This window comes from Pseudomonas sp. BBP2017 (assembly GCF_003024385.1).
Classification (GTDB): domain Bacteria; phylum Pseudomonadota; class Gammaproteobacteria; order Pseudomonadales; family Pseudomonadaceae; genus Aquipseudomonas.
Window position 1 is genome coordinate 48,992 of record NZ_PVZN01000009.1, and the last position, 13,411, is coordinate 62,402.

General features: G+C 59.0%; 17 protein-coding genes and 1 pseudogene. 8 read left to right on the forward strand and 10 right to left on the reverse strand.

Annotated features, from left to right (window positions below):
• Positions 1–28 precede the first annotated feature (28 nt).
• Complete coding sequence (gene rpoH, locus C6382_RS13100) at positions 29–883, forward strand: RNA polymerase sigma factor RpoH (protein ID WP_107024865.1); 855 nt, start codon at positions 29–31, stop codon at positions 881–883.
• Positions 884–1,014: 131 nt separating this feature from the next.
• Positions 1,015–1,524, forward strand: coding sequence for a DUF1993 family protein (locus C6382_RS13105; protein ID WP_107024866.1), 510 nt, complete (start codon positions 1,015–1,017; stop codon positions 1,522–1,524).
• Positions 1,525–1,587: 63 nt separating this feature from the next.
• On the opposite strand, the pseudogene mtgA reads toward C6382_RS13105, so the two are convergent.
• Positions 1,588–2,345, reverse strand: a pseudogene (gene mtgA / locus C6382_RS13110) (monofunctional biosynthetic peptidoglycan transglycosylase).
• Positions 2,346–2,378: 33 nt separating this feature from the next.
• On the opposite strand from mtgA, the gene C6382_RS13115 reads away from it, so the two are divergent.
• The 4 genes from C6382_RS13115 (at position 2,379) to trmB (ending at position 4,627) form a co-directional block, all read left to right on the forward strand.
• The gene (locus tag C6382_RS13115) at positions 2,379–2,750 is read left to right on the forward strand and encodes a DUF423 domain-containing protein (RefSeq protein WP_107024868.1); all 372 of its coding nucleotides are present in this window, start codon (positions 2,379–2,381) and stop codon (positions 2,748–2,750) included.
• 101 nt (positions 2,751–2,851) lie between these two features.
• Positions 2,852–3,052 carry a sulfur carrier protein ThiS gene (gene thiS, locus C6382_RS13120; RefSeq protein ID WP_107024977.1) on the forward strand — a complete coding sequence of 67 codons (201 nt, stop codon included), beginning with the start codon at positions 2,852–2,854 and terminating at the stop codon, positions 3,050–3,052.
• A gap of 48 nt (positions 3,053–3,100) precedes the next feature.
• On the forward strand, positions 3,101–3,895 hold the full coding sequence (locus C6382_RS13125) for a thiazole synthase (RefSeq protein ID WP_038615579.1): 795 nt from the start codon (positions 3,101–3,103) through the stop codon (positions 3,893–3,895).
• A gap of 9 nt (positions 3,896–3,904) precedes the next feature.
• Complete coding sequence (gene trmB / locus C6382_RS13130) at positions 3,905–4,627, forward strand: tRNA (guanosine(46)-N7)-methyltransferase TrmB (protein ID WP_038615577.1); 723 nt, start codon at positions 3,905–3,907, stop codon at positions 4,625–4,627.
• 73 nt (positions 4,628–4,700) lie between these two features.
• Here the strand turns inward: trmB and C6382_RS13135 are convergent, their stop codons facing one another.
• The 6 genes from C6382_RS13135 to C6382_RS13160 are packed head-to-tail and all read right to left on the reverse strand — an operon-like array spanning position 4,701 to position 9,064.
• Entirely contained in the window at positions 4,701–5,024 is a 324-nt protein-coding gene (locus C6382_RS13135) for a DUF3392 domain-containing protein (protein WP_107024869.1), read from the reverse strand.
• Positions 5,025–5,033: 9 nt separating this feature from the next.
• The gene (gene hemW / locus C6382_RS13140) at positions 5,034–6,248 is read right to left on the reverse strand and encodes a radical SAM family heme chaperone HemW (RefSeq protein ID WP_107024870.1); all 1,215 of its coding nucleotides are present in this window, start codon (positions 6,246–6,248) and stop codon (positions 5,034–5,036) included.
• Positions 6,245–6,841: an RdgB/HAM1 family non-canonical purine NTP pyrophosphatase gene (gene rdgB, locus C6382_RS13145; protein ID WP_107024871.1), complete on the reverse strand. Its 597-nt coding sequence runs from the start codon at positions 6,839–6,841 to the stop codon at positions 6,245–6,247. The genes hemW and rdgB overlap by 4 nt, the downstream gene beginning before the upstream one ends.
• Positions 6,838–7,272 (reverse strand): DUF4426 domain-containing protein, encoded by a 435-nt coding sequence (locus C6382_RS13150; RefSeq protein ID WP_107024872.1) that lies wholly within the window; start codon positions 7,270–7,272, stop codon positions 6,838–6,840. The genes rdgB and C6382_RS13150 overlap by 4 nt, the downstream gene beginning before the upstream one ends.
• Positions 7,273–7,296: 24 nt before the next feature.
• Complete coding sequence (gene metW / locus C6382_RS13155; protein WP_038615569.1) at positions 7,297–7,917, reverse strand: methionine biosynthesis protein MetW; 621 nt, start codon at positions 7,915–7,917, stop codon at positions 7,297–7,299.
• A gap of 7 nt (positions 7,918–7,924) precedes the next feature.
• On the reverse strand, positions 7,925–9,064 hold the full coding sequence (locus C6382_RS13160; protein ID WP_107024873.1) for a homoserine O-acetyltransferase: 1,140 nt from the start codon (positions 9,062–9,064) through the stop codon (positions 7,925–7,927).
• A 600-nt stretch (positions 9,065–9,664) separates the two neighbouring features.
• On the opposite strand from C6382_RS13160, the gene C6382_RS13165 reads away from it, so the two are divergent.
• Entirely contained in the window at positions 9,665–10,147 is a 483-nt protein-coding gene (locus tag C6382_RS13165) for an Hcp family type VI secretion system effector (protein ID WP_107024874.1), read from the forward strand.
• Entirely contained in the window at positions 10,144–10,620 is a 477-nt protein-coding gene (locus C6382_RS24655) for a DUF2778 domain-containing protein (RefSeq protein WP_107024875.1), read from the forward strand. Before C6382_RS13165 ends, C6382_RS24655 begins: the two co-directional genes overlap by 4 nt.
• 584 nt (positions 10,621–11,204) lie before the next feature.
• On the opposite strand, the gene C6382_RS13180 is transcribed toward C6382_RS24655, so the two are convergent.
• The 3 genes from C6382_RS13180 to C6382_RS13190 are packed head-to-tail and all read right to left on the reverse strand — an operon-like array spanning position 11,205 to position 13,350.
• Positions 11,205–11,795 (reverse strand): YggT family protein, encoded by a 591-nt coding sequence (locus C6382_RS13180; RefSeq protein WP_107024876.1) that lies wholly within the window; start codon positions 11,793–11,795, stop codon positions 11,205–11,207.
• Positions 11,796–11,805: 10 nt separating this feature from the next.
• A complete protein-coding gene (proC, locus tag C6382_RS13185; protein ID WP_107024877.1) occupies positions 11,806–12,624 on the reverse strand; it encodes a pyrroline-5-carboxylate reductase in 819 nt (272 codons plus the stop codon).
• 39 nt (positions 12,625–12,663) lie between these two features.
• On the reverse strand, positions 12,664–13,350 hold the full coding sequence (locus tag C6382_RS13190) for a YggS family pyridoxal phosphate-dependent enzyme (protein ID WP_107024878.1): 687 nt from the start codon (positions 13,348–13,350) through the stop codon (positions 12,664–12,666).
• Between the last annotated feature and the right edge of the window lie 61 nt (positions 13,351–13,411).

Genomic DNA, 13,411 nt, shown 5'->3' on the forward strand with positions numbered 1-13,411 from the left:
GAGTTTAGTGAGTCGGAGGTTTTTTCGTATGACCACTTCGTTGCAACCTGCCTATGCCCTGGTTCCCGGCGCAAACCTGGAAGCCTATGTGCACACGGTCAACAGCATTCCATTGCTGACGCCGGAGCAGGAGCGTGAACTGGCCGAGAGTCTCTACTATGAGCAGAATCTTGAGGCGGCTCGGCAGATGGTGCTTGCCCACCTGCGGTTTGTCGTACATATCGCTCGCAGCTATTCCGGCTACGGGCTGGCCCAGGCTGACCTGATTCAGGAAGGCAACGTTGGCCTGATGAAAGCGGTCAAGCGTTTCAATCCGGAAATGGGTGTGCGCCTGGTGTCCTTTGCCGTGCACTGGATCAAGGCCGAGATTCACGAGTTCATCCTGCGTAACTGGCGTATCGTCAAGGTCGCAACCACCAAGGCCCAGCGCAAGCTGTTCTTCAACCTGCGCAGCCAGAAGAAGCGTCTGGCCTGGCTGAACAACGATGAAGTGCATCGTGTGGCCGAAAGCCTGGGTGTCGAGCCGCGTGAAGTGCGCGAGATGGAGAGCCGCCTGACCGGTCAGGACATGGCTTTCGATCCAGCGTCCGAAGCTGACGACGACAGTGCGTTCCAGTCGCCGGCCAACTACCTGGAAGACCATCGCTACGACCCGGCGCTTCAGCTTGAAAATGCCGACTGGAGCGACAACTCCACCAGCAACCTGCATGAAGCCCTGCAGGGTCTGGACGACCGTAGCCGCGACATCCTCTACCAGCGCTGGCTAGCCGAGGAAAAGGCCACGCTTCACGACCTGGCCGAGAAATACAGCGTATCCGCCGAGCGGATTCGTCAGCTGGAGAAGAATGCGATGAACAAGGTGAAAGCCTTGATCGCAATCTGAGCCGCGATACGGCAATAAACAAAAAGCCCCGATGTGTCGGGGCTTTTTCATGTCTTTCAGGCGCCAGCGCAGGTCTATAATCGCGCCACGCTGGCCCCGCCACTTTTTCCGCCACCCATGTCGAGATTGCTATGACCATTTCCTTGTACGCTGCTTCTGTTCCTGTTTTCAAGCAAATGCTCAACGCCTTGAGTGAGGTTCTGAACAAGGCCGAAGCTCACGCCACGGCGAAAAACATTGATCCGAGCGTTTTCCTCCAGGCTCGCCTGTATCCGGATATGTTTCCACTGGTTCGCCAAGTGCAGATCGCTGTTGATTTCGCCAAGGGTGTATCAGCGCGCCTGGCTGAGGTCGAGTTGCCGAAATACGATGACAGCGAAACCACCTTTGCTGAACTGCAAGCGCTGATCAGTAAGGTTCTAGCTTTCCTGGACAGCGTTGCGCCGGCGCAGATCGATGGCAAGGAAGGCATCGAAATCGTGACCCGTCCGGGTACGCCGAAAGAGAAGCGCTTCAGTGGCCAGGCCTATTTGCTGACCTACGGCCTGCCGCAGTTCTTCTTCCATGTCACCACCACTTACGCAATCCTGCGTCACAATGGTGTGGAAGTGGGCAAACGTGACTACATGGGCGCGTTCTAAGGCGTTTACCCAGTAATCAGCAAACAATAAAAACCCGGCAAGGCGTGCGCTTTGCCGGGTTTTTTATTGGTTCCAGGGCGCCTTGCGCGGGCTTTCCAGCTGCACCAGGTAGCCACTGCCACCCAACTGGCGCATCTGCTGACGGATCCAACCAGCACGTCGGGCCACATAGCTGCTGGGACGGCTGGCACTCCAGTTCAACGGGCTGGGCAGCACGGCGGCCAGCAGGCTGGCCTGTTGACGGCTCAGGCGGCTGGCATCGACAGCGAAATGATGCTGCGCGGCGGCTTGTGCACCGAACACACCTTCGCCCCATTCGGCACTGTTGAGGTAGACCTCAAGTATCCGTTCCTTGGACCAGAGCAGTTCGATCAGGGCGGTGAACCAGGCCTCCAGGCCCTTGCGCAGCCAGCTGCGTCCCGACCAGAGAAACTGATTCTTGGCCACTTGCTGGCTCAGGGTGCTGGCGCCGCGAATGCTGCCGCCGCGTTCGTTGTGGGCCAGGGCGGCCTGGATGGCGATGAAGTCAAAGCCCCAATGGTTGGCGAACTTCTGGTCTTCACCGGCAATCACCGCCACCTTGAGCTCATCGGAAATGCGCTCCCAAGGCTCCCAGTCACGCTGCAGGTCAATGGGTTGGCCGTTGAGCCAGGATTCGACCTTGCGCTCGACCATCAGCGCCGTGCCCGGCGGCGGTACCCAGCGCAGCACCAGCACCAGCAAGGCGCTGCCGGCGGCGAACCAGAGCAGGGCGCGGGTAAGGCGGCGGATAATGGACGACAACATAGAGATGGCTTGGCCGAACCGAATGAGCGGGCCATTATACAGACCCTGTGATGACTAGGAGTCGCCTCATGTTGCGTAGTTTTCTCTTGCTCGCTGCCTTTTTCGGATTCACCGGTGTCGCGCTGGGTGCTTTTGCCGCGCACGGTCTGAAGGGGCGACTGACGAGTGAATACCTGGCGATCTTCCATACTGGGGTAACCTATCAGCTGGTCCACGCCCTGGCCTTGCTTGGCGTTGCCGTGCTGGCCACGCAGTTACCTGGCCGCTTGGTCGGTTGGGCCGGCGGCTTGTTCGCCCTGGGTATCGTGCTGTTCTCCGGCAGCCTGTACTTGCTGACCCTCAGTGGTATTGGAAAACTGGGCATGATCACGCCAATCGGTGGTATGGCCTTCCTTGGCGGCTGGCTGTGTCTGGGGCTCGCCGCCTGGCGCCTGGGTTGACTCGGCGGTCCGAATCGAGACGAATGGCGATGCTTGGCCTTGGTCGCAGCACCTGATCAGGGCTAGAATGCGGGCCCCTAAAAATAATGGTGGCCGTGCGCATGCGCATTCAATTGAACGGTGAACCCTTCGAGTTGCCCGATGGCGAAAGCGTCGAGGCCCTGCTGACCCGCCTGGACCTTGTCGGGCGCCGCGTCGCGGTAGAGCTCAACCTGGATATCGTGCCACGTAGCCAGCACGCAGCCACGGCGCTGCGTGAGGGCGATCAGGTCGAAGTCGTGCATGCCATCGGCGGCGGCTAGGGCCCCAGGAACACCTTGCAAGTCCCTCAACCATTCAGAGGATTTCCGATGAGCAACCTTCGCAGCGACAAGCCCTTCACCCTGGCCGGCCGTACCTTCCAGTCGCGCCTGCTGGTCGGCACCGGCAAGTACCGTGACCTTGAAGAAACCCGCCTGGCGATCGAAGCCTCGGGTGCCGAGATCGTCACCGTGGCCGTGCGCCGGACCAACATCGGCCAGAACCCGGGCGAACCGAATCTGCTCGATGTGCTGCCGCCGGATCGTTACACCATCCTGCCGAACACCGCAGGCTGCTACGACGCGGTCGAAGCCGTGCGTACCTGCCGCCTGGCCCGTGAACTGCTCGATGGCCACAACCTGGTCAAGCTGGAAGTCCTGGCCGACCAGAAAACCCTGTTCCCCAACGTGATCGAAACCCTCAAGGCCGCCGAAGTGCTGGTCAAGGACGGTTTCGATGTGATGGTCTACACCAGCGACGACCCGATCATCGCCCGTCAGCTGGCTGAAGCCGGCTGCATCGCGGTGATGCCGCTGGCAGGCCTGATTGGCACCGGCCTGGGTATCTGCAACCCGTACAACCTGCAGATCATCCTTGAAGAATCGAAAGTACCTGTGCTGGTCGACGCCGGTGTCGGTACCGCTTCGGACGCCACCATCGCCATGGAAATGGGCTGTGAGGCGGTGCTGATGAACTCGGCGATTGCCAATGCCCAGCAGCCGATCATGATGGCCGAAGCCATGAAACACGCCATTGTTGCCGGTCGCCTGGCGTATCTGGCCGGGCGTATGCCGAAAAAACTCTATGCCAGCGCCTCGTCGCCGCTGGATGGTCTGATCAAGTAAGAGCCCCTGATGACTGAATCGCAAGAAACGCCGATCTCCGCCGAAGGCGAAGAGCGCCAACACCGCCGTATCAAGAGTTTCGTGATGCGTGCCGGGCGCATGACCGAAGGCCAGCAACGTGGCCTGGAGCAGGGTGGGCCGCTGTTCATCCTGCCACTGGCCGATAGCCCGGTGGACTACGACCAGGTCTTTGGCCGTTCGGCACCGCGTACCCTGGAGATCGGTTTCGGCATGGGCCATTCCCTGCTGGAAATGGCGGCTGCCGCGCCGGATCAGGACTTCATCGGTGTCGAAGTGCACCGTCCGGGTGTCGGTGCGCTGCTCAACGGCGTGCTGACCCAGGGCCTGAAGAACCTGCGGGTGTACGACTGCGACGCGATCGAAGTGCTGAACAAGTGCGTGGCTGATAACAGCCTCGATCGCTTGATGCTGTTCTTCCCCGATCCGTGGCACAAGAGCCGTCACCACAAGCGTCGTATCGTTCAGCCCGAGTTTGCTGAACTGGTGCGTAGCAAGCTCAAGGTCGGCGGGGTATTCCATATGGCCACCGACTGGGAGCCCTATGCCGAATACATGCTGGAAGTGATGAATGTCGCCCCGGGTTATCGCAACCTGGCCGCCGACGGCAAGTGCGTGGAGCGTCCGGCCGAACGCCCGATTACCAAGTTCGAACGCCGTGGCGAGCGACTTGGGCATGGGGTGTGGGATCTGAAGTTCGAAAAACTGGCGTAAAACGGCGACCGCTTTGCGCTCGATCGCCGGCAAGGCCGACTCCTACAAGGAGCCGGCCTTGCCGGCGATGCTCTCAGCGTCGATCAGCAACTACGCCAATCAACACCAGCACAATCAGCAACACCGGCGCCAACGCATAGTTGTTGAACTGCGCCAGGCCTTTCACCACCCATGGTGTGGCATAGATCAGCGCCGCACCGCTGCCGATCATCACCAGCAAGGCCATGAACGGCACGCGCAAGGCGCCTGCCAGGCCGCCAAGGCGTTGTTCCACCCAGCCTTTGATGTCGGTGCCAAACAGCACCAGCAGACAGCCCACAAGCGCCAGTGAGATCTCCGACAGATGGCTGCGACTCCAGCGGGAAACTGTCGAGAGCAGGTCGAGTACCAAGTCCATTCGTAATCCTTAGGTCAAGAAATACTGCAGCAGGTCGTTGAGGAACAACTGGCCTCGTGCGGTGGCGACCAGTCGCGTCGATTCGACCTGCAAAAGGCCTTTTTGTTCGGCCTCACGGCGGGCTGCAGCCAGTTGTTCCAGCGGCAGTCCGGTGCGTTGGCTGAACAGTTCGCTGTCCACACCCTGGGTCAGGCGCAGGGCGTTCATCAGGAACTCGAACGGCAGTTCGTCCACCGGCAGCAGCTTTTCACCGGCTTTGAAGGCTTTGCCCGGGTTCAGGTAGTCCTTGGGCAGGCGCGTCTTCCAGGTGCGCAGGATGCGCCCGTCCGGATGGCTGAGTTTGCCGTGGGCGCCGGCTCCGATACCGATGAAGTCGCCAAAGCTCCAGTAATTGAGGTTGTGACGGGCCGCACGGCCAGGCTGGGCGTAGGCCGAGACTTCATACTGGGTGTAACCGTGGCTGGCGAGCAGGGCCTGGCCGGCCTCCTGAATGTCCCAGAGGATGTCGTCTTCGGGCAGCGACGGTGGCTGGTTCCAGAACACCGTGTTCGGTTCCAGGGTCAGCTGGTACCAGGACAGGTGCGTGGGATTCAGTGCGATGGCCTGGCGCAGGTCGCCAAGGGCATCATCCAGCGACTGCTCCGGCAGGCCGTGCATCAGGTCGAGGTTGAAGTTGTCGAACCCGGCATTGCGCGCCATATCGGCGGCGCGAATTGCCTCGTCACCATTGTGAATGCGACCCAGGGCCTCAAGCTTGGCCTGCTGGAAGCTCTGGATGCCGATCGACAAGCGATTGATGCCCAATTGCCGGTAGGCCTTGAACTTCTCCTGTTCAAAGGTCCCGGGGTTGGCTTCCAGGGTGATTTCGATATCGCTGGCAAACGGGATGCGTTGCTCGACTCCCTGTAACAGCCGGCCCAAAGCGCGGGCGCTGAACAGGCTGGGTGTGCCGCCGCCAAAGAAGATCGAGCTGATCGGTCGGCCATAGACTGCGCCCAGTTCCTGGTCGAGGTCAGCCAGCAGGGCATCGACGTACGCCTCTTCCGGCAGCTCAGGCGTGGCAGCGTGGGAGTTGAAGTCGCAGTACGGGCATTTGCGCACGCACCAGGGAATATGGATGTACAGCGCCAGGGGCGGCAGTTGCGTCAAGGCCGCCCGCGGTGCTTGGGAAGTGAAGCCAGCCTCGCCCAGGTGCAGTGGCTGTGCCGGCGAATGATCGGTCATGCCAGGCCCAGACGTTGACGCAACAGGCTCATGGCGCGGGCACGGTGGCTGATCTGGTTCTTGTCGGCGGGGCTCAGCTCGGCGCTGGAGCAGTTGCGCTCCGGCACCCAGAACAGCGGATCGTAGCCGAAGCCGTGATCGCCGCTGGCTTCGGTCAGGATGCGGCCGTACCAGAGACCTTCGCAGAGGATTGGCAGCGGATCGTCGGCGTGGCGCACCAGGGCCAGGACACAGACGAACTGGGCGCCGCGTTGCTCCTGCGGGACGTCTTTGAGGACATCGAGCAATTTGGTGTTGTTGGCCGCATCACCCTGGCCGTCGGCGTAGCGCGCCGAGTAGATACCCGGGGCGCCACCGAGGAAGTCCACGGCCAGGCCCGAGTCATCAGCCAATGCCGGCATACCGGAAAGGCGTGCGGCGTTGCGCGCCTTGAGAATGGCGTTTTCGACGAACGACAGGCCGGTTTCTTCCGGTTCGACGCTGCTGAATTCGCCAATCGAGCGCAGCTGCACGGTGTCACCGAGCATGGCTTGCAGTTCTTTGAGTTTGCCGGCGTTGTGGCTGGCCAATACGATTTGCTGAAAAGTCATCATTCGCCTGGGAAAAGCTCTTGGTTGAAACGGATGGTTTCGGTCTTGCCACCAATTCCAACGTCGATGGTGAAGGTTCGGGTTTCCTGTTGTTCCACAGGGAACTGGGCGATGTAGTAGATCGCACCTTGTTCGGTGATCTGCTTGAACTTCAGCGGGATCGAAGTGCTGGTGAGGTCTTTGACGGTGCCGCTGACCTGGGTGGCCACTGGCTTACCGGCCTTGATCACCGAGACGTTGATCACGCCCTGGTTTTTGCTGCGAACCAGTTCTGCGGCCTTGGCGATATCCGGTTGCAGGAAGGTCGAGATGAAGGTGTTGTAGTGCACGGTGGTATCACCGAACACTTCCTTGCGTTCGCCCTTGATGGCATCGGCGGCGACGGCCGTTACGCTCAGGCAGGCAATCAGTAAAAAGCTCAACAAGCGACCCATGATCGTTCTCCTCCAGTGTGCGGGTTAAACCGCGACCTTGTGTTCGGCAAGGCCGGGGCTGCTGACACGGTAAATGCCGATCTCCCCTAGAAGATTAGGCCATAGCTTGCTCGCCCACCCGTGGCGGTGCAAATGGTCGACTGCCAGACGGTCGAGAACCTGGGCACGACGTTCGCTGCACAGCGCCTCGAAGTCTTCAAAGGTGCAGAAGTGAATGTTCGGCGTGTTGTACCAGGTATAAGGCATGAAATCCGAAACCGGCATGCGACCTTTGGTCGCCAGGTACCAACGGCAACGCCAGTGGCCGAAGTTGGGGAAGGTGATGATGCACTGGCGACCTACGCGCAGCATTTCGTCGAGGATCCGGTCCGGGTACTCCACGGCCTGCAGGGCCTGGGTCATGACCACCACGTCGAAGCTGTTGCTGGCAAAATTGCCCAGGCCTTTGTCGAGGTCCTGCTCGATGACGTTGACGCCCTTGGCCACGCACTGGGCGATGTTGTCGGGGTCGATTTCCAGGCCGTAGCCGGCGACCTGCTTGTGGTCGCGCAGCGACGCCAGCAGTTCACCAGTGCCGCAACCGAGGTCGAGTACCCGGCTGCCGGCGGGGATCCAGTCTTGGATGATTTCCAGGTCGGCTCTCATAGGTTCCTCAGCAGACGATGCGGTTCATGTAGTTCGTGAATCCCGTGATGTAACGCGGGGTCGGGATCAGGAAGGCATCGTGGCCATAGGGCGAGTCGATATCCAGGTAGCAGACGTTCTTGCGCGCGGCGATCAGCGCGTCGACGATCTCCCGCGAGCGCGCTGGCGAGAAGCGCCAGTCGGTGGTGAAGGACATCACGCAGTAGTCTGCGGTGACATTGGCCAGGGTCGCCGCCAGGTCGCCGCCGTGTGCGGCAGCCGGGTCGAAGTAGTCCAGTGCCTTGGTCATCAGCAGGTAGGTGTTGGCGTCGAAGCGGCCGGAGAATTCCTCGCCCTGGTAGCGCAGGTAGCTTTCGACCTGGAACTCGACGCTGTGGAAGTCGTAGTTGAGCTTGTCGCTTTTCAGCTCACGGCCGAATTTCTCGCCCATGGAGTCATCGGACAGGTAGGTGATGTGCCCGACCATGCGCGCCAGCATCAGGCCGCGCTTGGGGATCACGCCCAGGTTTTGGAACGAGCCGCCATGGAACTCCGGGTCGGTGAGGATGGCCTGGCGGGCCACTTCGTTGAAGGCGATGTTCTGTGCCGAGAGCTTGGGTGCCGAGGCAATGTCCAGGCAGTGACGTACGCGGTCCGGATAGGTGATGGTCCACTGCAGCGCTTGCATGCCGCCAAGACTGCCGCCGACCACGGCGGCCCACTGCTGGATGCCCAGGCGGTCGGCCAGGCGGGCCTGGCTGTGCACCCAGTCTTCTACGGTCAATACCGGGAAGTCGGCACCGTAAGGCTTGCCGGTCAGCGGATTGATACTGCTGGGACCGGTGCTGCCGTTGCAGCCGCCGAGGTTATTCAGGCTGACCACGAAGAAGCGGTTGGTGTCGATCGGCTTGCCCGGGCCGATGCAGCTGTCCCACCAGCCCGGCTTGCGGTCGTCGGGGCTGTGATAGCCCGCCGCATGATGATGGCCGGACAACGCATGGCAAATCAGCACAGCGTTACTGGCCGTGCTGTTGAGGGTGCCGTAGGTTTCGTAGATCAGTTCATAGGTGGCCAGCGAGCGACCGCAGGCCAACGCCAAAGGCTCGTTGAACTGTGCCAGTTGCGGTGTTACCAGACCGACCGAATCTTCGGGAAAGACAGTGGACATCGACCCTGCTCACGCTTAAATGAGGCGTAAGTCTAAAGACCACTGATGTGTGCGGCAAGGAAGGAAAGCATCGCGGGGCAAGCCCGCTCACAGCGATCGAAGGTGTTCACAGAATTGAAGTACAGCTTGAACACCTACGGTGCCCGCCTCAACTGCGGGCATATTCGGAGCATCCGCCGCTCGGGATGCTCGGACGCATACGAAAGGGCGACGGTGCGAACCGGAGCGAGAGGGCAGCAGAGTGTGGTGGTTGGGTTGCCGTGTAGGAATTGGATGTTTTTCTTTGCGTAATTTCCTATTCGCTCCTGATGCCCTGCCATTGGAGTCGCGACGCTGCTAGGGTCCCATCGTTTTATACATCACCGTCCCGATATTCGCCCGGCTCAGTGCGCTTGCCGAAGGAAAGGGGGAGGCAGCCGGATCTCTCAAAGCTGACGGTCACAACCTACGGTCGGGAACACCCTGGGCACGGTCGGATGAAATGGAGAAAAAATCAATGAATGAAGGATGTTTCATTGGCCGGGATGACAAGATTATTGCGGTCAATGTTTATAGGTTGATAGTGTGAATCGGGAACCTCATTAGATAAGGACTTTCAAAATGGCTATTCCAGCATATTTATGGTTGAAGGATGATGGCGGAGCGGACATTAAAGGATCTGTAGATATTGCCGGCCGGGAGGGAAGTGTAGAAGTGCTCGGATTCGGGCATGGACTACACCTTCCGACAGATAATATGACAGGAAAAGTCACAGGTACTCGTATTCATGCACCTCTGACATTTGAAAAAGAATTTGATTCCTCTAGCCCATATCTCTATAAGGCAGTGGCAAAGGGGCAGACGCTAAAGTCAGTAGAGATAAAATGGTATAGCATCAATCATATGGGGCAAGAACAAGAATATTTCAATATGTTTTTAGAGAGCGTAAAAGTCATATCTATTTGCCCCGTGATGCACGATTGTAAAAATCCAGCGATGGAAAAGCATAACCACCTCGAAATTGTGGGGCTCCGATACGAAAAAATAACATGGAAGCACTGCGACGGTAATATAATTTTTTCAGACAGTTGGGATGAAAGATGATCAGATGCACGTTCCATTTGAACGGAGGTGCCTTATCGAATCTGTCATGCCCCGGGGTGGGTTTTTTTCCTGCCTATTCAGGGATGGAGAGCAGCCGAAATGACCCCAATGCCGTAGCAACTCCAAGTGCCGGACCGCTTCCTCCCGGCAACTACTATATTGTTACGAGGGGAAGTGGTGGGCTAGTAACCGGTATTCGAGACTCCTTCGTGTCTCTCGTATCTGGATCAGATCGGAGTATATGGTTTGCTCTGTATCGACAAGACTCAAATATAGATGACCTAACATTTATAAATAGCGTAGAACGTGGACATTTCCGATTGCATCCAGCCGGATATAAAGGTGTAAGCGAGGGGTGTATAACACTCCCTCGTCTTTCTGATTTTATGATTTTACGTGAGGCATTATTGAAGACCGCGACTTTCAATCCAACGACCACATTAAAAGCCTTTGGTACGGTGCAGGTATACTAATGCGAGCTACAAAATATGCGGCTTTATGGGTTCTGGAGTTTGCGATATTCACAGTTGTCTTGACGATCTCTTTTTTGACTTTTCCAGAAGTCAGGTTTTATGAAATTATTTCTAAGTACGCAGGCGTTATACAAGGAGATAACTGGGACAAATATTATTTCTTGGGTCTCTGTGTGTTTTCTGTAGTTATTACCGCTTTGTTGGTCTTCTGTTTTGTCGCTGTGCTGGGTCGACTTCGACGAAAATAGTGGTCTCGGCCACGCCCGGAAAATTAAAGCATTCCTATTGGTCGGTGGTATTTCTGGATTTGTTACGTTTTCTGGCTTTTATCTAAAGCGCGGTAGCTTGAGTGCCGAAGATTTAAACAATTTTCCAGCCCAGCTTAAGCGAAAACTGGCGGTTTTGCAGTGGGGCTTGATATCGTTCGTGAGCTTGCTTTTTCTACTGGGCGGTATCGGTAAAATTATCGGTTGGTTCAGGTAATCACTGGCGCAATTCAACTTCAGCGCAAAGGCCAGGATCAAAAGCATCGCGGGCTTAACCCGCGATGGGTGGGCTGCGCAGCAGCCCCTGGGGTATCAGGATCAGACCAACAGGCGCAGCATCTCCGGCATGGCCGTCATCGCTGCCAGATTGTTGATCACCAGCATGTCGATCAGCTTCAAGGCTATGAACGCCAGGATTGGCGAGATATCCAGGCCACCCAGATTCGGCAGCAGGCGGCGAAACGGTGCCAGGAAAGGATCGCAGATCTGGTTGATCAGCTCGGCCCCCGGGTTGTGGCTGCCCGGGGCGACCCAGGAAAGGATCACGCTGATAATCAGGGCGAAGAAGAAAATCTTCAGGAACAATGCGGTCACGCCAATTATCGACCAGACCAGCAATTGCAGCGGGTTACCGGTGGTGCCGTAGGCCAGCAGCAGGGTCAGGCCCATGATCAGCAGCTGGACGATAATTGCCAGCAGCAGCGACGACATATCCAGACCGAACAGACTCGGGATGACCCGGCGCATTGGCTTGAGCAGCGGCTGGGTGGCGCGCACGGCGAACTGGCTGAGCGGGTTGTAGAAGTCGGCGCGAACCAGCTGCAGGATGAAACGCAGCATGATGATCAGCAGGTAAAGGCTGCCCAGGGTTTGCAGGACGTAGATGGCAGCGGTGTTCAATCCGATCATGTTCGGCTCCTTAGTTGCCCAGTTGTTCGGCCATCTCGGCCGAGCGATGCGCGGCAGCGCTGAGCGCTTTTTCCACCAACGCTTCGAATCCATCGGCCTGGAACGACTTGATCGCCGCTTCAGTAGTGCCCGCAGGGGAAGTGACGCGGCGACGCAGTTCGGCGGCATCAACATCGCTGCTGGCGGCCATATGCGCAGCGCCTAGGGCGGTTTGCAGGGTCAGCTTGGCGGCGGTTTCGCGTGGCAGGCCAAGCTTTTCGCCAGCGGCAGTCATGGCTTCGATCAACAGGAAGAAGTACGCCGGGCCGCTGCCGGAAACGGCGGTGACGGCGTCGAGCTGTTGTTCGCTGTCCAGCCACAGGGCAATACCCACCGCCGACAGCAGTTGCTCTGCTTGCTGGCGCTGCGCTGCGGAGACTTCGGCGGTGGCGTACAGGCCGCTCACACCTTGGCGCAGCAGCGCCGGGGTGTTGGGCATACAGCGTACGATCGGTTGTGCGCCGAGCCAGTTGTTCATGCTGGCGCAGGTGATCCCGGCGGCAATCGACACTACCAGTTGCTCGGGTTTGAGGCTGGGTTTGAGCGCTTCGCACACGGCCTTCATGGCCTGGGGCTTGACCGCCAGGACGACAACGTCGGCACCTTCGACGGCATCGGCGTTGTTGGCAAACATTTCAATGCCGTGCTCGGCGTGGACTTTCGCCCGCTGCTCGGCACCCGGATCACTGGCGCGGATCTGCGAGGCGTCCAGGCCCTGGGCGCGCAGGCCGCCGATCAGGCTGGCGGCCATGTTGCCGGCGCCGATAAAGGCAATACGAGTCTTGCTCATGTCAGGTCCTTTAGGGGAAAAGTTGAAAAAGCCATAGGTCTAGGGCTGGCCGTAGTCGCGGGCGCCGAACAGCGCGGTGCCGATACGCACCCAGGTCGCGCCCTGGGCAATGGCCGCTTCCAGGTCGTGGCTCATGCCCATGGAAAGGGTGTCCAGGCTCAGGCCGAGACTGTCTTGCAGTTCGCGAACCCGGGCAAATGCGGCCTCCTGAGCGGCACGATCGTCGGTCGGTTCAGGAATCGCCATCAATCCGCGTAGCCGCAGTCGGGGCAGCGCGGCGATGGCGCTTGCCAGCGCCGGCAGTTCTTCCGGCGTGCAGCCGGATTTGCTGGTCTCGCCACTGACATTCACCTGCAGGCAGATACTCAGCGGCGTGAGGCCCTCAGGGCGTTGCTCGGACAGGCGTTGGGCGATTTTCAGGCGGTCCACGGAATGTACCCAGTCAAAATGCTCGGCAATCGCGCGAGTCTTGTTTGACTGAATGGGGCCGATGAAGTGCCAGGTCAAGGGCAGGTCGGTCAATTCGCCCTGTTTGTTCAAGGCTTCCTGCAGGTAGTTTTCGCCCACATCGCGAACCCCGGCAGCAAAGGCTTCACGCACGGCGGCGGCGGGTTTGGTCTTGCTCACCGCCAGCAGGCGGATGTCGGATGGCGCACGTCCAGCGGCCTTGGCGGCAGCGCTGATGCGGGCGGTGAGCGTGGAAAGGTTGTCTGCTATGGTGGACATTGATCGATGCCGGCGGCTCTTTGGGTCTGCGGCATTCTACCTGCTTGGCAGCCTTTGGGGA

What these genes read in the sequence shown, in the direction of transcription:
- rpoH (WP_107024865.1), top strand. Translation starts at nt 29, where the DNA reads ATGACCACTTCGTTGCAACCTGCCTATGCCCTGGTTCCCGGCGCAAAC.
- C6382_RS13105 (WP_107024866.1), top strand. Translation starts at nt 1,015, where the DNA reads ATGACCATTTCCTTGTACGCTGCTTCTGTTCCTGTTTTCAAGCAAATG.
- C6382_RS13115 (WP_107024868.1), top strand. Translation starts at nt 2,379, where the DNA reads ATGTTGCGTAGTTTTCTCTTGCTCGCTGCCTTTTTCGGATTCACCGGT.
- thiS (WP_107024977.1), top strand. Translation starts at nt 2,852, where the DNA reads ATGCGCATTCAATTGAACGGTGAACCCTTCGAGTTGCCCGATGGCGAA.
- C6382_RS13125 (WP_038615579.1), top strand. Translation starts at nt 3,101, where the DNA reads ATGAGCAACCTTCGCAGCGACAAGCCCTTCACCCTGGCCGGCCGTACC.
- trmB (WP_038615577.1), top strand. Translation starts at nt 3,905, where the DNA reads ATGACTGAATCGCAAGAAACGCCGATCTCCGCCGAAGGCGAAGAGCGC.
- C6382_RS13135 (WP_107024869.1), bottom strand. Translation starts at nt 5,024, where the DNA reads ATGGACTTGGTACTCGACCTGCTCTCGACAGTTTCCCGCTGGAGTCGC.
- hemW (WP_107024870.1), bottom strand. Translation starts at nt 6,248, where the DNA reads ATGACCGATCATTCGCCGGCACAGCCACTGCACCTGGGCGAGGCTGGC.
- rdgB (WP_107024871.1), bottom strand. Translation starts at nt 6,841, where the DNA reads ATGATGACTTTTCAGCAAATCGTATTGGCCAGCCACAACGCCGGCAAA.
- C6382_RS13150 (WP_107024872.1), bottom strand. Translation starts at nt 7,272, where the DNA reads ATGGGTCGCTTGTTGAGCTTTTTACTGATTGCCTGCCTGAGCGTAACG.
- metW (WP_038615569.1), bottom strand. Translation starts at nt 7,917, where the DNA reads ATGAGAGCCGACCTGGAAATCATCCAAGACTGGATCCCCGCCGGCAGC.
- C6382_RS13160 (WP_107024873.1), bottom strand. Translation starts at nt 9,064, where the DNA reads ATGTCCACTGTCTTTCCCGAAGATTCGGTCGGTCTGGTAACACCGCAA.
- C6382_RS13165 (WP_107024874.1), top strand. Translation starts at nt 9,665, where the DNA reads ATGGCTATTCCAGCATATTTATGGTTGAAGGATGATGGCGGAGCGGAC.
- C6382_RS24655 (WP_107024875.1), top strand. Translation starts at nt 10,144, where the DNA reads ATGATCAGATGCACGTTCCATTTGAACGGAGGTGCCTTATCGAATCTG.
- C6382_RS13180 (WP_107024876.1), bottom strand. Translation starts at nt 11,795, where the DNA reads ATGATCGGATTGAACACCGCTGCCATCTACGTCCTGCAAACCCTGGGC.
- proC (WP_107024877.1), bottom strand. Translation starts at nt 12,624, where the DNA reads ATGAGCAAGACTCGTATTGCCTTTATCGGCGCCGGCAACATGGCCGCC.
- C6382_RS13190 (WP_107024878.1), bottom strand. Translation starts at nt 13,350, where the DNA reads ATGTCCACCATAGCAGACAACCTTTCCACGCTCACCGCCCGCATCAGC.